At 74.2% G+C, this 21368-nt stretch carries 20 protein-coding genes; 13 read left to right on the top strand and 7 right to left on the bottom strand.

The window, feature by feature from the left end; all coding sequences use genetic code 11:
* Positions 1-64 precede the first annotated feature (64 nt).
* The 7 genes from AC5L3C_RS35475 to AC5L3C_RS35445 all read left to right on the top strand — a co-directional run bounded on the left by AC5L3C_RS35475 (position 65) and on the right by AC5L3C_RS35445 (position 6622).
* On the top strand, positions 65-460 hold the full coding sequence (locus AC5L3C_RS35475) for a hydrogenase maturation nickel metallochaperone HypA/HybF (protein WP_493653184.1): 396 nt from the start codon (positions 65-67) through the stop codon (positions 458-460).
* 2 nt (positions 461-462) lie between these two features.
* Entirely contained in the window at positions 463-1158 is a 696-nt protein-coding gene (hypB, locus tag AC5L3C_RS35470) for a hydrogenase nickel incorporation protein HypB (RefSeq protein WP_493653183.1), read from the top strand.
* Complete coding sequence (hypF, locus tag AC5L3C_RS35465; protein ID WP_493653182.1) at positions 1155-3536, top strand: carbamoyltransferase HypF; 2382 nt, start codon at positions 1155-1157, stop codon at positions 3534-3536. The genes hypB and hypF overlap by 4 nt, the downstream gene beginning before the upstream one ends.
* Before the next feature lie 41 nt (positions 3537-3577).
* The gene (locus AC5L3C_RS35460; protein ID WP_125509566.1) at positions 3578-3889 is read left to right on the top strand and encodes a HypC/HybG/HupF family hydrogenase formation chaperone; all 312 of its coding nucleotides are present in this window, start codon (positions 3578-3580) and stop codon (positions 3887-3889) included.
* The gene (gene hypD, locus AC5L3C_RS35455; protein ID WP_493653181.1) at positions 3886-5025 is read left to right on the top strand and encodes a hydrogenase formation protein HypD; all 1140 of its coding nucleotides are present in this window, start codon (positions 3886-3888) and stop codon (positions 5023-5025) included. The genes AC5L3C_RS35460 and hypD overlap by 4 nt, the downstream gene beginning before the upstream one ends.
* Before the next feature lie 31 nt (positions 5026-5056).
* The gene (gene hypE, locus AC5L3C_RS35450; protein ID WP_493654164.1) at positions 5057-6097 is read left to right on the top strand and encodes a hydrogenase expression/formation protein HypE; all 1041 of its coding nucleotides are present in this window, start codon (positions 5057-5059) and stop codon (positions 6095-6097) included.
* A 72-nt stretch (positions 6098-6169) separates the two neighbouring features.
* Positions 6170-6622 carry a universal stress protein gene (locus AC5L3C_RS35445; RefSeq protein ID WP_493653180.1) on the top strand — a complete coding sequence of 151 codons (453 nt, stop codon included), beginning with the start codon at positions 6170-6172 and terminating at the stop codon, positions 6620-6622.
* A 72-nt stretch (positions 6623-6694) separates the two neighbouring features.
* Here AC5L3C_RS35445 and AC5L3C_RS35440 read toward each other — a convergent pair whose 3' ends face one another.
* Positions 6695-7417: an FAD binding domain-containing protein gene (locus AC5L3C_RS35440; RefSeq protein ID WP_493653179.1), complete on the bottom strand. Its 723-nt coding sequence runs from the start codon at positions 7415-7417 to the stop codon at positions 6695-6697.
* 231 nt (positions 7418-7648) lie between these two features.
* Between AC5L3C_RS35440 and AC5L3C_RS35435 the strand changes: the two genes are divergently transcribed.
* Positions 7649-8386 (top strand): D-Ala-D-Ala carboxypeptidase family metallohydrolase, encoded by a 738-nt coding sequence (locus tag AC5L3C_RS35435; protein WP_493653178.1) that lies wholly within the window; start codon positions 7649-7651, stop codon positions 8384-8386.
* Between the two features lie 82 nt (positions 8387-8468).
* Here AC5L3C_RS35435 and AC5L3C_RS35430 read toward each other — a convergent pair whose 3' ends face one another.
* From AC5L3C_RS35430 to AC5L3C_RS35415, 4 genes are all read right to left on the bottom strand, one after another.
* Positions 8469-9920: a WGR domain-containing protein gene (locus tag AC5L3C_RS35430; RefSeq protein ID WP_125509553.1), complete on the bottom strand. Its 1452-nt coding sequence runs from the start codon at positions 9918-9920 to the stop codon at positions 8469-8471.
* 87 nt (positions 9921-10007) lie between these two features.
* On the bottom strand, positions 10008-10562 hold the full coding sequence (locus AC5L3C_RS35425) for a tellurite resistance TerB family protein (RefSeq protein WP_493653177.1): 555 nt from the start codon (positions 10560-10562) through the stop codon (positions 10008-10010).
* A gap of 208 nt (positions 10563-10770) precedes the next feature.
* Positions 10771-12006 carry a lectin gene (locus AC5L3C_RS35420; RefSeq protein WP_493653176.1) on the bottom strand — a complete coding sequence of 412 codons (1236 nt, stop codon included), beginning with the start codon at positions 12004-12006 and terminating at the stop codon, positions 10771-10773.
* Positions 12007-12190: 184 nt separating this feature from the next.
* Positions 12191-12547 carry a hypothetical protein gene (locus AC5L3C_RS35415; RefSeq protein WP_493653175.1) on the bottom strand — a complete coding sequence of 119 codons (357 nt, stop codon included), beginning with the start codon at positions 12545-12547 and terminating at the stop codon, positions 12191-12193.
* Between the two features lie 183 nt (positions 12548-12730).
* Here AC5L3C_RS35415 and AC5L3C_RS35410 point away from each other — a divergent pair, with 183 nt between their 5' ends.
* The 3 genes from AC5L3C_RS35410 to AC5L3C_RS35400 are packed head-to-tail and all read left to right on the top strand — an operon-like array spanning position 12731 to position 17910.
* Positions 12731-13579 carry a hypothetical protein gene (locus AC5L3C_RS35410; protein WP_493653174.1) on the top strand — a complete coding sequence of 283 codons (849 nt, stop codon included), beginning with the start codon at positions 12731-12733 and terminating at the stop codon, positions 13577-13579.
* Complete coding sequence (locus AC5L3C_RS35405) at positions 13572-15776, top strand: bifunctional serine/threonine-protein kinase/ABC transporter substrate-binding protein (protein ID WP_493653173.1); 2205 nt, start codon at positions 13572-13574, stop codon at positions 15774-15776. The genes AC5L3C_RS35410 and AC5L3C_RS35405 overlap by 8 nt, the downstream gene beginning before the upstream one ends.
* 25 nt (positions 15777-15801) lie before the next feature.
* A complete protein-coding gene (locus tag AC5L3C_RS35400) occupies positions 15802-17910 on the top strand; it encodes a bifunctional serine/threonine-protein kinase/ABC transporter substrate-binding protein (protein WP_493653172.1) in 2109 nt (702 codons plus the stop codon).
* A 59-nt stretch (positions 17911-17969) separates the two neighbouring features.
* Here AC5L3C_RS35400 and AC5L3C_RS35395 read toward each other — a convergent pair whose 3' ends face one another.
* On the bottom strand, positions 17970-18533 hold the full coding sequence (locus tag AC5L3C_RS35395) for a TetR/AcrR family transcriptional regulator (protein ID WP_493653171.1): 564 nt from the start codon (positions 18531-18533) through the stop codon (positions 17970-17972).
* Positions 18534-18682: 149 nt separating this feature from the next.
* Here AC5L3C_RS35395 and AC5L3C_RS35390 point away from each other — a divergent pair, with 149 nt between their 5' ends.
* Complete coding sequence (locus AC5L3C_RS35390) at positions 18683-19411, top strand: SDR family oxidoreductase (protein WP_493653170.1); 729 nt, start codon at positions 18683-18685, stop codon at positions 19409-19411.
* Between the two features lie 59 nt (positions 19412-19470).
* Positions 19471-20538: an aldo/keto reductase gene (locus AC5L3C_RS35385; protein WP_493653169.1), complete on the top strand. Its 1068-nt coding sequence runs from the start codon at positions 19471-19473 to the stop codon at positions 20536-20538.
* Between the two features lie 318 nt (positions 20539-20856).
* Here the strand turns inward: AC5L3C_RS35385 and AC5L3C_RS35380 are convergent, their stop codons facing one another.
* On the bottom strand, positions 20857-21267 hold the full coding sequence (locus AC5L3C_RS35380; RefSeq protein ID WP_493654163.1) for a hypothetical protein: 411 nt from the start codon (positions 21265-21267) through the stop codon (positions 20857-20859).
* Positions 21268-21368 lie beyond the last annotated feature (101 nt).

Here is a 21368-nt window from a genome sequence, read left to right as displayed (position 1 = left end):
CGTCCGCGGCCCCGCCCGTGCCTCTAATGGGCGGCGAACACCACCCGGCCAGGACGGAGCGGCGATGCACGAGATGTCCGTCGCCCTGTCGGTCGTGGACCAGGTCGAGCGGGCCGCGCGGTCCGGCGGCGCGTCCGGGGTGCGCAGGGTCACCGTGGAGATCGGGGAACTGGCCGGCGTCGTCCCCGGCGCCCTCGCCTTCTGCTTCGCACTGGCCTGCGCCGGCACGGTGCTGGAGGGCGCCGAGCTCGTCACCCGGTCGCTGCCCGGCCGGGCCTCCTGCACCGCCTGCCAACGCTCCTGGGACACGGGGATGCCGCCGGACCTGCTCTGCGCGGTCTGCCGCAGGGGCGCCGGCGTACTGCTCTCGGGCCGCGAACTGCGGATCACCGAGGTGCACTGGTCCACGCCGCCCGCCGCACCCGATTCCCCACCGGTACCGAGATCCGAGGAGTGCTGACGATGTGCCGCACAGTCGACCTCCGGCAGGCCGTGCTCGCCAGGAACACCATGGCGGCGGGCGTCCTGCGCGCCGACCTGACGGCCCGGGGCACCACCGTCGTCAACCTGCTGTCGAGCCCCGGCAGCGGCAAGACGGCCCTGCTGGAGCGCGAGCTGACGCTGGCGCGGGAGCGGGGCGTCACGACCGCTGCCCTCACCGCGGACCTCGCCACCGAGAACGACGCCGCCCGGCTGGCCCGTTCGGGCGTCCCGGTCAAGCAGGTGCTCACCGACGGGCTGTGTCATCTGGAGGCGGACATGCTCGCCGGGCATCTGCACGACTGGCTGCCGGACGCCACCCGGCTGCTCTTCGTGGAGAACGTGGGCAATCTGGTGTGCCCGGCCTCCTACGACCTGGGCGAGTCCCTGCGTGTCGTCCTGGCGTCCGTCACGGAGGGCGAGGACAAGCCGCTCAAGTACCCCACCGCGTTCGGCCTCGCCCAGCTGGTGATCGTCACCAAGTCCGATCTCGCCGGTCCGGCCGAGTTCGACGAGGCCGCGTTCCGCGCCCATGTGGAGCGGGTCAATCCGGGGGTCGAGGTGGTGCTGACGTCCGTGCGGACCGGTGAGGGCGCCGGTGTCCTGGTGGACCGCGCGCTCGCGGCGGCCGACGGGGACGCGGTCCACGCGCCGGTGATGGCACGGGCCGAGGCGTGAGCACCGCTCCCGGGGTCCGTACCGCGCCGGCGCCGGACGCCGGCCCCCTGCGGCGTGCGCGGGTCGTCGTGCGGGGCGTGGTGCAGGGGGTGGGGTTCCGGCCGTACGTCCACGGGCTGGCCACCGGCCTCGGTCTGGCGGGGCACGTGACGAACACCGGCGAAGGGGTGGTGGCGGAGGTCGAGGGCGCGCCGCCGGCCGTCGAGCGGTTCTGCGCGCGCGTCGCGGCGGACGCGCCGCCGCTCGCGGTGGTGGAGTCGGTGGAGACCACCGAACTGCCCGTCACCGGGGAGAGCGGCTTCGGCATCGTCGCCTCCCGCACCGGCGGCGGTGTACGGACGCTCGTGGCGCCCGACGCCGCGACCTGCGCCGACTGTCTGGCCGAGCTCGGCGACCCCGGCGACCGGCGCCACGGCCATCCGTTCATCACCTGTACGCACTGCGGGCCGCGTTTCACCGTCGTCACCGGGCTGCCGTACGACCGTGCGCACACCACGATGGCGGGCTTCCCGCTGTGCCCGGACTGCGCCCGCGAGTACGAGGACCCCGGCGACCGGCGCTTCCACGCGCAGCCGGTCTGCTGTCCGGCGTGCGGTCCGCGGCTGCGGCTGATCACCGGCGCCGACTGCCCGGGCGTGCCGCTCCCGGCCGGCGACGACCCCGTGGGCGCGGCGGCGGCGCTGCTCGCCGCGGGCGCGGTGGTCGCGGTCAAGGGCGTCGGCGGCTACCACCTCGCCTGTGACGCCACCCGGCCGGAGGCGGTGGCCGCGCTGCGCCGCCGCAAGGCCCGGGGCGACAAGCCGTTCGCGTTGATGACGCGGCACGCCGGGGACGTCGAACACCTGGTGCGCATCGGCCCGGTGGAGCGGGACCTGCTCACCGGGCGGGTGCGGCCGGTGGTCCTCCTGCGGCGGCGCCCGGATGTCCGGCCGGCTCCGGGGGCGCCGGTGCCCGCGGACGCCGTCGCGCCGGGCAGTCCCGACCTGGGCGTGCTGCTGCCGTACACGCCGCTGCACCATCTGCTGCTCTCCGCGCCGGGGGCGCCCCGGCTGCTGGTGATGACGAGCGGCAACCTCTCCGGGGAACCGATCGTGACGGACGACGACGAGGCCCTGGTGCGGCTGGCCGGGCTGGCCGACGCGTGGCTGACGCACGACCGGCCCGTCCGGGTGCCGTGCGACGACTCCGTCGTGCGGGTCTGCGACGGCGAGCCGCTGGTACTGCGCCGCTCCCGCGGCTACGCGCCGCTGCCCGTCACCCTGCCGGTCCCGGTGGTCCCGTCGCTCGCGGTCGGCGGGGACCTGAAGAACGTCTTCTGCCTCGGGGAGGGCGACCGGGCGTGGCTGTCCGCCCATGTCGGCGACATGGACGATCTCGCGACCCAGGAGGCGTTCGGCCGTGCCGAGCGGCACCTGGAGTCCCTGACCGGTGTGCGGCCGCGGCGGCTGGCCGCCGACGCGCATCCCGGCTACCGGTCGGGGGCGTGGGCGCGGCGGCACGCCGGGGGCCGGCCCGTCGTCACCGTCCAGCACCACCACGCGCACATCGCCTCGGTCCTGGCCGAGCACGGGATCGGGGCCGGCCACCGTGTCATCGGGGTCGCCTTCGACGGCACCGGGCACGGGGACGACGGCGCCGTGTGGGGCGGTGAGTTCCTGCTCGCGGACTACGACGGCTACCAGCGCTTCGCCCACCTGTCCTACGTACCGCTGCCCGGTGGCGACGCGGCGGTGCGGCGGCCGTACCGGATGGCGCTGGCGCATCTGTACGCGGCGGGCATCGCCGCCGGAGCGGACCTGCCGTGCACGGCCGCCTGCCCGCCGGAGGAACGCGCCGTGCTGCGCACGCAGTTGGAGCGCGGGCTGAACTCCGTGCCGACCTCCAGCATGGGCCGGCTGTTCGACGCGGTCTCCTCGCTGGCGGGGGTGTGCCATCACGCGGGCTACGAGGCGCAGGCCGCGGTCGAGCTGGAGGCGGCGGCCGTGCGGGCCGGCGACCCGGCCCCCGACCCGCGCTACCGGTTCCGGCCGGCGGGCGGTCCCGGGCCGTCGGCCGCCGACCCCGGGCCCCTGCTGGCGGCCGTCGTCGAGGACGTACGGCGGCAGGTGCCCCCGGCCGTGATCGCCGCCCGCTTCCACCTGGCCGTCGCCGCTCTGGTACGGGAGACGTGCGTGGCGGCCCGCGAGGCGGCGGGGCTGCGGACGGTGGCGCTGACCGGCGGGGTGTTCGCCAACACGCTGCTCTCCTCGGCCTGCGCCCGGGAGCTGCGGTCCGCCGGATTCACCGTGCTGCGCCACCGGGAGATCCCGCCGAACGACGGCGGGCTGGCCCTCGGCCAGCTCGTCGTGGCCGCCCGGGCGCGGGCCGCAAGCCGATGACGGGCGCGGGCGTCCCGCGCGCGAGGAGTGAGGAGATCCGGATGTGTCTTGCGGTACCCGGCCGCGTGCTGGGCGTGGAGGAACGGGACGGTACCCGCATGGCCACCGTCGACTTCGGCGGTGTGGTCAAGGAGGTGTGCCTGGAGTACCTGCCCGATCTGCAGGTGGGTGAGTACGCCATCGTGCACGTCGGGTTCGCGTTGCAGCGGCTGGACGAGGAGTCGGCCCGCCGGACCCTGGAGCTGTTCGAGAACCTCGGCATGCTCCAGGAGGAGTTCGGCGATCCGTGGGAGCAGGCCGCGCGGTCCGCGCGGCCCGGAGACGGGGAACCGGTGCGGGAGGTACGGCGGTGAAGTACATCGAGGAGTTCCAGGACCCGGAGCTGGCGGCACGTCTGCTCGACGACATCCGGGCGTCGGTGACCGGGCCGTGGGCGCTGATGGAGGTGTGCGGCGGTCAGACGCACAGCATCATCCGGCACGGCATCGACCAACTGCTCCCCGACGAGGTGGAGCTGATCCACGGTCCGGGCTGTCCGGTCTGTGTGACGCCGCTGGAGGTGATCGACCGGGCGCTGGCGATCGCCTCGCGGCCCGAGGTGGTCTTCTGCTCCTTCGGCGACATGCTCCGCGTGCCGGGCACCGGGCGGGACCTGTTCCAGGTCCGCGGGGAGGGCGGTGACGTCCGCGTGGTGTACTCCCCGCTCGACGCGCTGCGGATCGCGGAGGACAACCCGGACCGCGAGGTGGTGTTCTTCGGTATCGGCTTCGAGACCACGGCCCCGCCGAACGCGATGACGGTGCATCAGGCCCGCAAGCGCGGCATCCGCAACTTCAGCCTGCTGGTCTCGCACGTGCGGGTGCCTCCCGCGATCGAGGCGATCATGGAGTCACCGGACTGCCGGGTGCAGGGGTTCCTGGCGGCCGGGCACGTGTGCAGCGTGATGGGGACCGAAGAGTACCCGGCGCTGGCCGAGCGGTACGGGGTGCCCATCGTGGTGACCGGGTTCGAGCCGCTGGACATCCTGGAGGGCGTGCGGCGGACCGTGCGGCAGCTGGAGCGGGGCGAGCACACGGTCGACAACGCCTATCCGCGGGCCGTGCGGGCCGAGGGAAACCCCGCCGCGCGGGCCATGCTGGACGACGTCTTCGAGGTCACCGACCGGGCGTGGCGCGGGATCGGGGTGATTCCGGACAGCGGCTGGCGGCTGTCGGCGCGCTACCGGGACTACGACGCCGAGCACCGGTTCCAGGTGTCGGACATCACGACCCGGGAACCGGCGGAGTGCCGCAGCGGGGAGGTGCTGCAGGGGCTGCTGAAGCCGCACGAGTGCGAGGCGTTCGGGACGACGTGCACACCGCGCACCCCGCTGGGGGCCACCATGGTGTCCAGTGAGGGCGCGTGCGCCGCGTACTACCTGTACCGGCGGCTGCACCTGCCGGTGGCGGACGTGACCGTGCGGGACCGGGAGGCGAGCTCCGTTGGCTGAATCCACGGCTGAGTCCACGACCGTTCCCGACATGCTCTCCTGGAGCTGTCCGGCGCCGCTGCGCGACCGGCCCCGGGTGGTGATGGGTCACGGCGGTGGCGGCACCCTGTCCGCCGAACTGCTGGAGCAGGTCGTCCTTCCGGGACTGAGCGGGGCGGCTCCGGCCGCGCTGACCGATTCCGCCGCGGTGGAGCTCGGCGGGGCCCGGCTCGCCTTCTCCACCGACTCCTTCGTGGTGCGGCCGCTGTTCTTTCCCGGCGGCAGCATCGGTGACCTGGCCGTCAACGGCACGGTCAACGATCTGGCGATGAGCGGCGCCCGGGCGGCGTACCTCTCGTGCGGGCTGATCCTGGAGGAGGGCGTCGCCCTGGAGACCGTCGGCCGGGTCGCGGAGGCGCTCGGCGGCGCGGCCCGCGCCGCCGGAGTGCGGGTGGTGACGGGTGACACCAAGGTCGTGGAGGCCGGGCACGGTGACGGTGTGTACGTCAACACGTCCGGGATCGGGGTGATCCCCGACGGGGTCGACCTGCGTCCGCAGCGGGTGGTCCCGGGCGATGTGGTCCTGGTGAGCGGGGCCATCGGCGTGCACGGCGTGGCGATCCTCAGCCGGCGGGAGAACCTGCGGTTCGACGTCGAGATCGAGAGCGACACCGCGCCGCTCGGCGGGCTCGTCGAGGCGATGCTGGCGGTCACGCCGGATCTGCATGTGCTGCGCGACCCGACCCGCGGGGGTCTGGGCACCTCGCTCAACGAGATCGCCGTGGCCTGCGGGTGCGGGATCGTGGTGCGGGAGCGCGCCGTTCCGGTGCCGCCGCCGGTGGCCGGAGCCTGCGCCATGCTGGGGCTCGACCCGATGTACGTGGCCAACGAGGGCAAGCTCGTCGCCTTCGTGCCCCGGGAGCACGCCGACGCGGTGCTGGCCGCGATGCGGGATCATCCGCTGGGGTCACAGGCGGCCGCCGTGGGTGAGGTGGTCGCGGAGCATCCGGGCATGGTCGTCGCACGGACCGGGCTCGGGGGTACCCGGGTGGTGGATCTGCCGATGGGCGAGCAGCTCCCGCGCATCTGCTGACCCGGCCGGGGGCAGTCGCCGGCCGGGCGGCGTCACAGGGGACCGAGACAACGACTGGTGGGTGAGGTAGGCATGCAATCCACAGAACCGGCACCGCGGGTGGTCGTGGGCGTCGACGGATCACCGGCGTCGTACGAGGCCCTGCGCTGGGCCGTACGGTATGCGCGCGCGTTCGGCGCGGTGGTGGAGGCCGTGCACGCGTGGGAGACCCCGTCGTCCACGGGGTGGGCCGGCCCCGTGATCGAACCGGATTTCGACGCGGAGCAGGCCCGGCAGCGGTTCGCCGAGACGCTGAACACCGCGTTCCCCGGCGAGCGGCCCGCCGAACTGCGGGAACTGCTGGTCGAGGGCGATCCCTCGGAGGTGCTGATCCGTGCCTCCGAGGGCGCGGAACTGCTGGTGGTGGGCCACCGCGGGCGGGGCACGTTCGCACGGGCCATGCTGGGCTCGGTCAGCCAGCGCTGCGCCCAGCACGCGTCGTGCCCGGTCGTGGTGGTGCGGCACCGGCAGGACGCGGGCGGCTGAACATCTCCCGCGGAGGACGGCCGGTCACCCGGGCGCGCACCGGGTGACCCGCTTCCGTGCCCGTGCGCCGCGTCAGCGGTCCGCGGGGCCGCTCAGGACGCCGGTCACCTCCCGGCGTACCGCGTCGCGCGCGGCGGCGGGCAGGGAGCGCAGGCCGGTGCCCTCCAGGGCGTCGAGGGCCTGATCGGGCCCGGCGTGGCAGGGGACGGTCTCGTTGCTCACCTCGTAGCCGTCCCGGACGGCCACGAGGAGGCGGTGCCGGCCGTCGCTCCCGGTGTGCACGGCGGTGGCGACGACGAGGGGCGGCGGTCCGCCCGCCTCGCCGGGCTCCTTGTAGTAGCGGCTGGTCACCGGGTCGCGCCAGCGCAGGCCGAGCAGCAGATGCCGTTTGACCACCACTTCGGCGAGGTCGGTCTCGTAGCCGCCGTCCCGGTCCAGCACGGTCGCCCGGGCGTCCAGGACCAGCGCCGCGGGCAGCAGACAGCGCAGCGAGCTGCCCACGATGTTGCCGCCGACGGTGGCCGCCCGTCGCACGGCCCCGGTGCCCACGGAGGAGGCGGCCCGGCGCAGCACCTCCGGCACCCGGTCGTCCACCTGGTGCAGCAGGACCGCTGCGCCGAGTGCCTCGCGCCGTATCAGGGTGGCCTGCGGCAGCTCGCGCAGCGACATCGCCTGCTCGGGAAAGCCGTCCCGCTGCCAGAGGGCCCAGACGAGGGTGGCGCCGCCGACGGGCACCGCGCCTTCGGCCAGATACCGCTGTGCTTCGGACAGGGAGGTGGGCATGCGCAACAGCACGACGGGCGACCTGCTTTCCTCAACAGGGGCGGGGAGCGGAGGAGTTCGCGGGGCACAGGACGAGCACTGCATTGTCGGCGCGGGGCCGGGGGCGCGTACAGGGCTCACGGTTTCGAGGTGTGCGCCCGTACGGCGGGACCATTGCGCTCGGCCGGGTGCGTGCCCCATGGTTGACGCGCGTCACATGACCCCTCACTCGCCTGAACCACTTGTCCCGGAAGCGGAGACCGCATGATCGGACGCGCCGTACGACTCCTTCTCTCGATTGTCATGCTCATGACCGGATTGGCGGCGGGGGCCGTCGCCACCGCGGGGACCGCGCACGCCGACGGCTGCTACACCTGGAGCCGCACCCTGTCCCAGGGCGCCTCGGGCGCCGATGTCACCCAGCTCCAGATCCGGCTCGGCGGCTACCCGGGCCACGGCTCGGTGCTGGCCGTGGACGGCGACTTCGGGCCGGCCACGGCGGCCGCGCTCAAGCGCTTCCAGTCCGCCTACGGTCTGGCCGCGGACGGCGTGGCAGGCCCGCAGACCTACAGCACGCTGTACGCCCTCCAGGACGACGACTGCACACCGGTCCACTTCTCCTACGCCGAGCTGAACCGCTGCAACTCCACCTGGTCGGGCGGCGCGGTCGGCGCCGCGACGGCCAGGTCCAACGCGCTGCGGACGATGTGGAAGCTGGAGGCTCTGCGGCACGCGCTCGGCGACGAGCCGATCCGGGTCACCAGCGGCTTCCGCTCACGCGCCTGCAACGACGCCGTGGGCGGGGCGAGCGGCAGCCGCCATCTGTACGGCGACGCGGCCGACCTGGGCGCGGGGCCGCACTCCCTGTGCACCCTGGCCAAGCAGGCCCGCAACCACGGCTTCCGCGGCATCCTCGGCCCCGGCTATCCGGGACACGACGACCACACCCACGTCGACCACCGCTCCGGACGCTACTGGTCCGCCCCGACCTGCGGCATCTGAGCGGGCGGACGTCGCTCGGCGGGGTTCCCCGGCCCCACTCCGGGGAACCCCCGGGCGCGGGCACGGCGGACGGGGGCGCCGCTCACAGCAGCCGCCGGATCTCGCCGCGCACGCGGTAGAAGCCGCCGGCCGCCGGGTGCAGCGCGTCCACGACGTACCGCGCGCCGGGCTCCCGTATCGCGCGCGGGAACTGGACGTTCCAGGACGCGTCGTAGCCCTCGGACACCACGTGGACGCGCAGGCGCCCGTTGTGCTGCACGCACTGGACGACCACGGCGCCGGAGGGCGGCTGGGAGACGGTGGCCACCGAGGTCGCCGTCGTGGCCGGTGCGTAGGTGGGCAGGGCCGCGGCGAGCTTGACGTCCCGCGCGACCGGCACCGTGCCCTGCTGGGCCGCGGAGACCGCCGCCTCGCTCGCGTCCACGCAGACCAGCGAGCCGTCCGTGGTCACCAGGTACAGCCGCTCGTCCCGGTACTGCATGGACAGCGCCGATCCGCCTCCGGTGCCGAGCTTCCACAGCCGCGTGCCGTCCCGGTCGAAGCAGTAGACCGACGACGCGGCGTCCCCGGCGAAGACGAACCGTCCGCCCGGCGCGGTCGCGCACGAGTACACGGAGCTGTCGCAGGCATAGGTGGCCTCGATGGCGCCGGTCGTCTTCGACAGCCGCTGCACCACCCGGTGCGCCGTCCCCGCGTAGACGGTGTCGTCCTCCTGCCAGCCGAAGAGCACCCCGCCGCGGGTGGGGGTGTGCCACAGCTCGCCGCCGCCGTCGGGCGCGTAGGCCGTGACGCCCCGGTGGTGGCCGTGGTACACGGCCCGGTCGTCGGCGCGGACCATCCAGGCGTGGTCACCCTGGCTGCGGCGGGTCCACTGGTGCTCGTCCTCGTGGTCGATGACGGTGAGCCGGCCGTCGCGGTCCGAGACGTCGAGCACGCCCTCGTGGATGTCGAGCCAGAAGATGTCGACGTCGGCCGCGATGTCGTAGGCGGCGAAGGGCAGCTTCGAGGACAGGTCGTAGACCCTGCCGTCGTCACAGCCGGCGTAGATCCAGAAGTCGTCCGCCACCAGGCACTTCACGCCGTCCGGCAGGCTGAAGCGGGCCAGCACCTCGCCCTCGTGGTCCAGGGTGTAGACGTCGCCGGCCTGATTGCCGACCCAGCAGCGGTCGTCGTCGACATGGATGCCGAACGCCGAGGAGCCCGTGCCGAACCGCCACAGCACCGGGGCCACGGCACGCGCCGTGGACGGCGCCGAGGTCACCTGACGCCGCGTCACCGCGCGCGGGGCCCGCTGTCCCGGCACCGCCGGCGCGTAGCCCTTGCGGACCTTCTCCCCCACCTTCTTCGCGGCGGCGGCCTGGGCCTTGGCCGCCGAGGCGAACGTCGTCGTCTGGGTCTGCCCCGTCGCGCCGATCCGCCCGTAGCGCACCGTCACCACCTGGCCGGCGACGGTCACTTCGTAGAACTTGTGCGCGCCGCCGCCCTCCTGCGACAGCTCCAGATACGTCGTCGACACCGATGCCCCGGCAGACATGGCACACCCCTCCCCGGACGGCCCCCGGCCGCTCCGGCGGGCCCACTGATCACACCGTAGGGGGCCGCACTGACAACGGACCCGGCGTCAGACGCCGAACTCGTGCGGCGGGAGGTTGAGGACCGCGCAGGCCTCTCGGACGGCGTGCTGCTCGGAGGCGTCGAAGCTGCCGTCGGCACCCGCGACGACCATGCCCGTCTGCACCACGGCCCGCGCCTCGACCGGCTTCTTCGCCGCCTTGGCGACATCCTCGAGCGCCCGCGCCTTGCCCTGCTCGAAGTTGGCCATGAGCCGGTCCACGTGCTCGTTGAACCGCTTGCGGAGCTGGTCCGGCGGGAAGTTCTGCAGCACCTCGTTGGAGACGATCAGTTCCTCCACCCGCTGCCGCTCCGCCGGGTCCACCCGGCCGTCGGCCGCCGCGACCAGCGCACACATCGCCATGCTCGCGTCCCGGTAGGCGCCGCTCTTGAGCTCCGCCTTGGCGGACGCGAGCTGGGACTTGAACAGTCCCATCAGCTGGGACTTGGAGCCGCCGCCGGAGGAGGACGAGCCGTGTCCCTGCTGCCGGGTGCCTCCCGACCGTGCCCCCTGGGACTGCTGGAGGGTCCTCGCCTGGTCCTTGAGCCGGTCCCACATCGCCATTCGGTGCCACCTCGGCTTCTGTCGCTGTCCGTCCGGTCCTGGTCTCCAGTCCCGGATCTTCACGGTCCGTCCGGTCAAACGGACGCGGCCCCGGCCATGTTCCCCCCTGGCAGGAGAAGCGCGAACCCGTGTGTGGGGAGGGGGAAGCGCGCGGCCGCCCCAAACCCGGCGGTCCGGGGCGGCGGCCCGTGTGTGGTACGGCGGCGGCTCAGCCCACCGTCCACTTCTGGTTGGCCCCGCCCGTGCAGGTCCAGATCTGCAGCCGGGTGCCGTTGGCCGAGCTGTTCCCGGTCACGTCCAGGCATTTGTCGGCCTGCGGGTTGACGATGTCGCGCGCCCCGGTGACGACCCACTGCTGGGCCCCGGTGCCGTTGCAGTCCCACAGCTGGACGGGTGTGCCGTCCGCCGTGCCGCCCGAGGCGACGTCCAGGCACTTGCCGAGCGCCCGGATCGTGCCGTCGGAGCCCACCGTCCAGCGCTGGGCCCCGGTGCCGTTGCAGTCGTAGAGCTGGACCGGGGTGCCGTTGGCGGTGTTCGCCCCGGCCACGTCCACGCACTTGCCGGCCAGGCCGCGGATGGCGCCGCCGGCCGGCGCGTCACCGGTCGTCACCGTGACGTGGTCCACCAGGAGTTGCTGCGGGAAGACGGTCGAGCCGTCCGGGTCGCCGGGCCAGTAGCCGCCCACCGCCAGGTTGAGGATCAAGAAGAACGGCTTGTTGAACACCCACTGCCGGCCGCCGAGGTCGGCGGGGGTGCGCCGCTGGTAGACGTTTCCGTCCACGGACCAGGTGATCGAGTCCGGCGCCCAGTCGACGGCGAAGGTGTGGAAGGCGTCGGCGAAGGCCTGACCGCCCGGCAGCGTGTAACCGGCGCCGATGCCGCCGGCGCCCGAGTACCCGGGGCCGTGGATCGTGCCGTGCACGGTGGAGGGCTCGAAGCCCACGTTCTCCATGATGTCGATCTCGCCCGAGGCGGGCCAGTCGACGGGCGTGCCCAGCATCCAGAACGCCGGCCACATGCCCTGCCCGCGCGGGATCTTCATCCGCGCCTCGACGTGCCCGTACTGCGCGGTGAACCGGCCCGCGGTGTTCAGCCGGGCCGAGGTGTACTGGCAGGTGCCGTACCAGCACCGGTAGTTGGCCGGGTTCTCCCTGCGGGCCGTGATCACCAGATGGCCCTGGCCGTCCAGGGCGGCGTTGCTGGTGCCGGAGGTGTAGTACTGCCGCTCGTGGTTGTTCTCGTTGTCACCGGTCTCGGTCTGCCACTTCGAGCCGTCGACGGCGGCGCCGGCGGGCCCGTCGAAGGTGTCCGAGAACGTCACGGCCGCCGCGGCGCCGGCGCGCGCCGGTTCGGCGCGGGCGGTCGTGCCGGCCGCGCCGGAGGCGACGAGCACGGCGGACAGGGCGGTGAGCAGCCATCTGCGGCGGGTGCGCGGAGAGAACATGGCTCTCCCTTCCGTACGGCCACCCGAGGGAACGGGTGCGCCGACCGAGGTTGTGGGGGGTGAGTGCGCAGCACCTTGATTCAAGGGGTGGGGTAACAAGGCGTCAAGACCTTGGTACGGACCAACTTCTCACGGCGTGGACGCGCCACGGAAAGGCCACTGCTCGGCCGGGCGCCGGCCGCGGTCAGGCCGTGGTGCCCCACGAGGTCCGGTGTGCGCAGCCGGGGTCGTGCTCGGTGGCGCACGACGTCCACCAGCGTTCGCAGCACGCGGCCTCGACCTCCACCTGCGCGAGTGCCGCGGCCGCCGCGTCCCGCCAGGCCGCCCGGCGGCCCTCCCGCTCGCGCAGTACGGCGACGGCCCGCCGCTCCTCGGCGATGACGGTCTCACGGACCACACCCGTCACGGGAGCCAGGGCGGCGACGGCCATGGCGAGGCTGGTCCAGAGGGGGACGGTGCCCCAGGTGCGCACCGTGCAGAAGGAGAGCCAGAGGGCCGCGGCGGCATACAGGACGGTGAGAGTGCGGCTGCCCCTGCTCATGGCTCGTTCCCCTTCTCCTCAGGCCGATGGATGTCTGATGCCCCGGATGCGCGCGGACATGACCGCCGTCGCCACTCTTACTCAAGTCCCTTTGTATGCAGCCGAGTTGCTACCCTCCGGGCCCCCCTTGCGCCACACTGTTGCCGAGGGGTTCCGATCCGTCGGGGAGAGCGGGGGCGGGGAATGGTCGCGCACAGACCGGTCGTGGCCGCGGTGGCGGGAACAGTGCTGGTGGTGGGGTGCACGGGTGGCACGGACGAGGGAGCCGGCGCGGAGCGGCCGTCCGGGGCGCCGCGGAGCACGGCCGGTGATCCGAGCCCCGGCCCGTCCTCCCCGGCCGCCGTCGAGGAGGAGCCGTACAGCCTGCCGGAGGACCGGGCGCCGCGGACCCGGGCCGAGGCGCGCGCCTTCATCCGCGGACTCGACGTGCGGCCCGACTACTTCGGGGCCGGGTTCCGCGCGCAGCGGCCGCACGAGAGCGACCCGTCGCGCTGGGCCGTGCTGGGCGAGGACTGCCTGTGGCGCCGCGAGCCGCTGCCGGACCACGTACTGGCCGCCCTCACCCGGGCGTTCGTCCTGCCGGCCTCCGCAGAGAAGGAGGCCGTGCACGTCTCGCTGACCGTCACGGTGCACCGCGACACCGTCGGCGGGCGCCGGGACATGGCGGTCTCGCTGGAGGAGGCACTGCACTGCCCGGAGCAGCGGCTGAACGCCACCCAGCGGGTACGGGAGCTGTACTCACAGGCCAGCGCCTTCGGCGACCAGCGCAACGCCGTCGCCGAGGACGACCTGACGGAGAGCGGGGAGTGGCTGGTGGACGGAGAGCGGACCGCGCGTCCGTTCGACTGGTTCAAGCTCCGGGTCGGTCCGGTGACCGTCGCGGCGACCGCGCGGTACGGGGCGGGCCGCACGGCCGAGGAGCAGGCCGCCGTCGTGACGGACGTCCTCAAGGGCGTCGGTTTCGTCGCCGCCGCGGTCGACCGCCGGGGATCCTTGGACGGGGCGGACGGGAAGGCGGACGGCGATGAGTGAGCCGCTGCGGCCGTCCGACCCCTCCCGCGTCGGCGGGTTCCGGCTGCTGCGGCGCCTGGGCGCGGGCGGCATGGGTGTGGTGTACCTGGGGCGCACCGACGCCGGACAACTGGCCGCCGTCAAGGTGATCCACGCCGAGAGCGCGGGGGACGGCGACTTCCGGGCCAGGTTCGCGCGGGAGGCCGAGCTGGCGCGGCTGGTGGCGAACCCCTGGGTCGTCCCGGTGCTCGGCGCCGACGCCGACGCGCCGACGCCATGGCTGGCCACGGCGTTCGTCCCCGGCCCCTCGCTCGCGGAGGCCGTCGCCGCGCACGGGCCCCTGCCGCCCCGGGCGGCACGGGTGCTGGGGGGCCTGCTGGCGGGGGCGCTGGCCGAGGTGCACGAGGCGGGGCTGGTGCACCGCGATGTCAAACCCGGCAACATCCTGCTGGCACCGGACGGCCCCCGGCTCATCGACTTCGGCATCGCCCGGGCCGTCGACGGCTCCGCGCTGACCGCGTCGGGCCTCGTGGTCGGCACCCCGGGCTTCCTCGCCCCGGAGCAGGCGCGCGGCGAACCGGCCACCCCGTCGAGCGATGTCTTCGCCCTGGGCTGCGTCCTGGCGTACGCGATGGCGGGCCGGCCGCCCTTCGGCACAGGGGAGCCGGACGCGCTGCTCTACCGCACGGTCCACGACGAGCCGGACCTGGACGGTGTGGAGGCCGCGTCGCGGCCGCTGGTGGCCCGCTGTCTGGACAAGGACCCGGAGGCGCGCCCCACGGCCGCCGGGACCGCACGGCAACTCGCCGAGGACGTACCGGACGGGGCCGGATGGCTCCCCGGCCCGGTGGCCGCGATGGTCGCCGCGCGCTCCGCCGAGAGTCTGGCGCTGCCCGGTGTCGAGCCGACGGCCGTGGACGAGCCGGCCGCCGACGGCGGCCGGGGCGGACCGGAGGACACCGTCCGGCGGCCCGCACGGCGCCGGCTGCTGCTGGCCGGCGGGGCGCTGCTGCTGACGGCCGGGGGCGCGGCCACGGCGGCGGTGCTCGCGTCCCGTGACGACGACCCGGAGGGCAGGGCGCCGGGGCGGCCCACCTACGTGCTGGGCGTCCACTCCACCGGCCAGGCGTCGGCGGCGCTGTTCGCCGGTCCGGCCGAGCGTGCCGCCCACCTCGCCGTCGCCGGCCACAACGCCGACCCGGACCGTGCGTTCGATGTGCGGGTGCGGGTGCTCCGGGACCGCGGGACCCCGCAGAGTGCCCGTGAGGTCGCCGGTGCCTTCACCGCCGACCGGAACGTGGTCGCCGTCCTCGGACCGGTCGACGACATCGCGATGCGGGCGGCGGCCGGCCTCTACGGCGAGGCGGGCCTGACCCACGCCTCCAGCACCTCGGGCCAGCAGGACTACTTCGTGGCCTCGCCGAAGTTCTCCTTCCAGACCGGCGCGGCGCATTCGGCGCTCGCGAGCTGGGTGGTGCTGCACGCCCTGGTCACCGGGCAGCCGACCAGGCTCGGCGTGGTGCTGGACCGGGCCGCCGGAACGAGCGTCCAGGACCAGGCCGCCCTGCTGGTCAGACAGTGGCGGGCGGTGCGCAAGGGCGAAGTCCTTCCGAGGGTGGTGGCCGAGGAGACGGACGACGGCCCGGCGGCCGTGCGCTCCCTGCTGGCGGAGGGCGTCACCGCCTTCGCCTATCTCGGTCCGCTGGACGCCACGGTCCGCGCGGCCCGGCAGCTGGCGGCGGCCGGTTTCGAGGGACCGCGGTGGATGCAGCACCAGCTGTACGGCTCGGAGTTCCCGCGGCGGGCGGGCGCGGCCGGCGACGGCTGGTACGTCGTGACGGCGGCCGCGGACACCACGGCCCTGACGACGCGGCGGGCCAGGGCGTTCGTGAAGGCGTGGCGGCGCAGGCACGGCACCGCCCCGGAGCCGTACGCCGCCGAGGCGTACGACACGGCGCGTCTGCTGCTGGCGGAGTTCGCGCGGACGGTGCCCGCCGGTGCGGGACGCCGGCCGCGGCGGGCCGACCTCGGCGACCGGCTGGCGAAGGCGCGGTACCAGGGCATCGTCCGCCCCTACGCCTTCGGTGAGTACCACCAGTACGAGGCCGACGACCGCGCGTGGGCCGACGGGACGTTCGTCCACCAGGTGAGCGGCGGACGCTTCGTGCAGCGGGGTTCGCTCACCGACCTCGAACGGGCGGCGGGCGGATCGGCGTGACGCGGCCCGGAAGGGGGCACCGGGCATGGAGCGGCTCAGGCCGTCCGATCCCTCCGAGACGGGCGGCCACCGTCTGATCGGCCGGCTCGGTGCGGGCGGCATGGGCGTGGTCTACCTGGCACGTTCCCCGCACGGAGGCTGGTGCGCGCTCAAGGTGATCCGCAGCGAGCACGCCGCTGATCCCGGGTTCCGCGCGCGCTTCCGGCGGGAGGCGGAGCTCGCGGCCCGGCTCGGCGGGCGGTGGACGGTGCCGGTGCTCGCGGCCGACGCCGAGGCGGCTTCCCCGTGGCTGGCCACCGCCTACGTCGCGGGGCCCTCCCTCGCCGAGGCCGTCGCGCGCGAGGGGCCCTGGGGCGAGCGGCATCTCGTCGCCCTCGGTGCCGCACTCGCCGAAGCCCTGGACGACGTGCACACGGCCGGGCTCGTCCACCGGGACGTGAAGCCGGCGAACGTCCTGCTGACCGCCGACGGCCCGCGCCTGATCGACTTCGGGATCGCCCGGGCCGTGGGGGCGACCGCGCTCACCGCCGACGGCTCCGTGGTGGGCTCCCCCGGCTATCTCTCACCCGAGCAGGCCCGAGGCCGCACCGTGGGCCCCGCGAGCGACGTCTTCTCGCTGGGCTGCGTGCTCGCCCACGCGGCGACCGGCCGGGCGGTGTTCGGGGGCGGCCCGGCCGCCGGGGTGCTGTACCGGACCGTGCACGAGGAGCCGGATCTGGACGGCACGCCCCCGGGCCTCGAGCCGATCGTGCGGCGCTGTCTCGCGAAGGAGCCCGAGGCACGGCCGGCCGTCGGGGAACTCCGCGCGCTGTTCGGCGAGTTCGAGGCGGACGACTGGCTGCCGGCGGGGCTGCCCGGGCTGATCGCCGCGCAGGCGGCACGGATCGTCGCGCTGCCCGTCCCCGAGCCCACCGTGACCGGCGCGGAACCCGCCGGTCCGGCACCGGCGAGCCCCTCCCCCACCCGGCGGCGGCTGCTCGTCGGCGGAGCGGCGCTCGGGGCGGGCACCGCGGCGGCGGCCGCCTGGTGGCTGAGGTCTCGCGACACCACCGGGCAGAGCGGGTCCGCCGCCCGGCCGAGGTATGTCGTCGGTCTGCTCGGCCGGAGCGGGGACGGCGTCGTCACGGCCCACGAACGCGGCGCGCGACTCGCCGTGGAACAGCACAACGGCGCCGCCGGTCGCGCCTTCGACCTGGTGCTGCGCACCGCCGACGACCGGGGCACGGCCGAGGGCGCGGCGGCCGCAGCGGCCCGGCTGGCCGCCTCGCCGGGCGTGGCGGTGGTCATCGGTGCCGGGACCAACGCGACGGTGCTCGCGGCCGTCGAGGCGTGCACACGGGCCCGGGTCACCCTCGTGCTCACCCGCGCGGACACCCACCGCCTCGACAGCGTGACCGGCACGACCGCTTTGCTGCTGCGCCTGACCCGGACGGCGGGGCCGCCCGCGATCCTGCGGCATCTCAACCGGGTGGTGAAGCCCGGGCGGACCGTGATCGTGCACGATCTCAGCGACGCCGCGGAGACCGCCGCGTCGGTACGGATCGTCACCGTGTACGGCAAGCTCGACGGCGAGAGCGCGGTGGAGGAGGTTCCGGCGGGCGGGGACTTCGCCGACGTCGTCCGCCGCATCGCCGTACGACCGCGCGACGCGGTCATGTTCGCGGGGCTGCGCTCCGCACGCGCCGCCGCCTTCGCCCGCGCGCTCGCCGGGACGGGGCACCGCGGCGCGCGGGTGGCGGGCGAGCACGTGCTCGGCGCGCGGTTCCTCGCCGAGGCGGAGGGGTGGATGATCGGCACCGGCTACGCCGACGCCGGGGCGGATCCGCGGCTCCGGTCGTTCGCCGCGGCGCACCGCGACCGCTACGGCCGCTCCCCGGCACCGTGGGCGACCGAGGCCTACGACGCCGTCCGGTTCGCCGCCCACGGCCTGGCGGCCGCCGGCGACGACGGCCCCGCCGCACTCCGTTCGGAGCTGCTGCGCCGCCCCTGGCAGGGCATCACCCGGCGCATCGCCTACCACGCGGGCGGCCAGTTCTACGACACCGACCGGGACGGCGGCGCGTTCCTCTACCGCGTCACCGACGGCGCCACCCGCTTCGTCGCCCGCGCGGACGACATCGGCAAGGAGGCCTGACGGGGCACCCGGCCGGTACGGAACGCCTCGGTACCGCCCCCGGTCCCTTCGCGTACCGCTCAGCGTGTCCTGAGTCCGTCGACGACGACGTCCAGCATGCGGTTCAGCCGGGAACGCTTCTCGGGCGCGCCGGCCACGGAGAGCACACCGGCGAGGATGCCGCCCACGTCGACCGGGTCGATGTCGTCGCGCAGCTCTCCTGCCGCGACTCCGGCCTCGAGCATCATCGCCAGGATCTTCTGGACCTCGTCGCAGACCGGTCCGGTGCCGAAGCGGCCGGACGCGCTCATGGCGACCAGGGCCTCACAGATGCCGCGTCGTTCGCTGGACCAGTCGGCGAACCGGAGCATCCACGCGTGGAGGGCCCGGGAGGGCGGTTCGGCGGCCAGCAGGGCGCGCGCGTCCTCGCGCAAGGGGCGGATCTGGTCCCGGTAGACCTCTTCGACCAGGTCCTCCCGGGTGGGGAAGTGCCGGTACAAAGTGGCGTTTCCCACGCCCGCGCGTCTGGCGATCGCGTCCAGCGACACCGCGCGCCCGGAGGCGAAGGCTTCGGCGGCCGTGGCGACCAGACGCTCGCGGTTGCGCAGCGCGTCGGCACGCAGAGTGCTTCGTGGTGAGGTCATGGCCCTTCGCGATCGTGAGTGGCGGACAAGGCTCGGGAAGGATTCGGGGAACTCCCCGGTTCAGGGTACGGTAGCGGAAACGGGGAGCTCCCCGGTTACGGGCGGTCTCGCCCATTGCTTCCTTCAGTAACGAAAACGAAAGGGTTGCCATGCCTACAGCTCTCATCACCGGAGGGACGAGCGGGATCGGCAAAGCGACGGCCGAGCTGCTGCACGCCCGCGGCTACCGGGTCGCGGTCACCGGGCAGAACCCCGACTCCGTCGCACGGGCGCAGTCCGAGCTCCCCGACGACGTGCTCGTCGTACGGTCCGACGCCCGCGTGCTCTCCGACACCGACGCCCTGATGTCGGCGGTGTCGGAGCGGTTCGGATCACTGGACCTGCTCTTCCTCAATGCCGGGGTCTTCCGTCCGGCACCGTTGAGCGATGCGACGGAGGAGTCGTTCGACGAGCACACCGAGGTCAACTTCAAGGGCCAGTACTTCACCCTGCAAAAGGCCCTTCCGCTCCTCAACGACGGCGGCTCGGTCGTCATGACCGTGGGCATCATGGGAGTCCATCGCGGCAGCCCCGGCGCCACGCTGGGGGCGGCGACGCGCGGCGCCCTGCTGGCGATGATGCCGTCGCTGGCGCTCGAACTGGCTCCGCGCAGGATTCGCGTCAACGCCGTGAGCCCCGGTGCCACCGACACCCCGCTCATGGACAAGCTGGGGGTGCCCCAGGAAGCCCGGGACGCCATGAGCGCGAACATTCCCTTCGAGCGCTTCGGAACCGTCCAGGAGATCGCGGAAACCGTCGCCTTCCTCGCCTCGGACGCCGCCCGCTACATCACCGGCCAGGACGTCACCGTGGCCGGCGGCTCCGGGCTCAGCGCCTGAGGAACACGCGCGGGCCCGGAATCGGCCCGGCACTCAACCACATCTCACAGGAGCACAGGATGGCGCTCACCCTCGACACCTACCGCCCGCTGGGCCGCTCCGGCCTGCTGGTCTCACCTCTCGCGCTCGGCACGGCCACCTTCGGCAACGAACTGGGCTGGGGCGCGGAGGAGGACGAGTCACGGAACGTGTTCGACCTCTACGTCGAGCGAGGTGGAAACTTCATCGACACTGCGGTCACCTACACCTACGGCACCTCCGAGCGCATGCTCGGCAACTTCGTCGGGAAGCGGCGCGACAGCCTGGTCCTCGCGACCAAGTACACGACGCTGCGCCACCCCGACGACCCCAACTCCGGCGGTGCCGGCCGCAAGAATCTGTTCGGCTCGGTCGAAACCAGTCTGCGCCGGCTCGGCACCGACTACATCGACCTGCTCTACCTGCACGTATGGGACTTCACCACCCCGGTGGAGGAGATCCTGCGCGGCCTGGACGACCTGGTGCGCCAGGGCAAGATCCTCTACGTCGCCGTCTCCAACGCCCCGGCCTGGCAGATCGCACGCATGCAGACGATCGCCGATCTGCGCGGCTGGTCCCCGCTGACGGCGCTGCAACTGCAGTACAACCTGGCGGAACGCACCGGGGAGCGCGAACTTCTGCCGATGGCTCAGGAGCTGGGACTGGGCACCGTGCTGTGGTCACCCCTGGCGGGTGGAGTCCTCACCGGCAAGTACAGCCGCCAGGACCTGAGCGCACCCGCTGCCGACCAGGGCGACAGCGGCCGCAAGAGCTTCAACCTGGGTCTTGGCGCGGTGACCGAGCGCGAACTCGCCATCGTGGACGTCGTGAAGGAGATCGCCGCGGAGCTGGGCAGGACCCCCGCCCAGGTCGCCCTGGCCTGGACCCTGCACAAGCCGCAGGTGACCGCGCCCATCATCGGGGCGCGCACCGCCGACCAGCTGCGGGAGAACCTGGCGGCCCTGGAGGTCGACCTCACACCGTCCCAGATGGCACGCCTGGACGAGGTCAGCGCGATCGACCCCGGCTTCCCCCACGCCCTGCTCGCCAGCGACCACATCCGCTCGGAGACCCGCGGCAGCCAGAAGATCCAGGCAGCCAGGCCCTGAGCGCGCATGAGGGCGGCATTCCGGCGCCGCCCCCGGGCGGCGCCGGCACGTGATCCCGGATCCACCGCCCCGCGACCCGGGGCGTGTCCCGGGGCCCGCGCGCGGACACGGCACCGCCGGGCCCTCCCGGCCCGCGACGCCGGACCGTGCCGCGGGCCGCTCGGCGTATCAGGGGTGCCGTCCGTGTGCCGCCCCGGGGCCTCGCACTGGCGGCACTTGGCTCACAACCTGGTGCGGCCGGACCTCGTGCATGGCGCCTCCGGGCAGGCGGGGCTTTCGCAACAGCCCTGGCAGTGCCCCCCGTCGCACCGCCCGCCCTCACGCCACCCGGGAGCGGGGCTGCTGCGGCGCGCCGCGCTGGGGCGCGGGCTGGGGGCGTGCGGCCGTCCGGACCCGGTACGTCGTGCGGTTGGGGTCCACGACGGGCTCGCCCAGCGTGATCCGGCCGGCCGCGTGCAGCGCGTCGCACTCGGCCGTGGGCAGGGCCGCATAGCAGCCCCCCGTGCCGGTCGCGGAGTCGAGGGGGCGCCAGTAGCTGTATCTGCGGCGGCCGTTGGCGTACACCGTGACGTACGTGGGCGTCCGGGGGTCGGCGATGATGCGCAGTACGTCGGCGGCGGCCGCCGAGGGGCGGCCGTCCCGGACCTGGCCGGCAAGGCCCCCGGAGCGCCGGCGGCGCGCGGTCGGCAGGGCGACGAGGGACGTCGTGCGGTCGACGGTGGAGAGCATCAGCAGGACCTTTCCGGAGCCGGACACGAGACCGTCTACCCAGTGCCGCGCCGGAGTTGATCTCCTTTTCCGATCATTGTGCAACCTCACACTGACAACGC

Source organism: Streptomyces speibonae, assembly GCF_984686075.1.
This window is presented reverse-complemented; position numbering and strand designations above follow the sequence as displayed.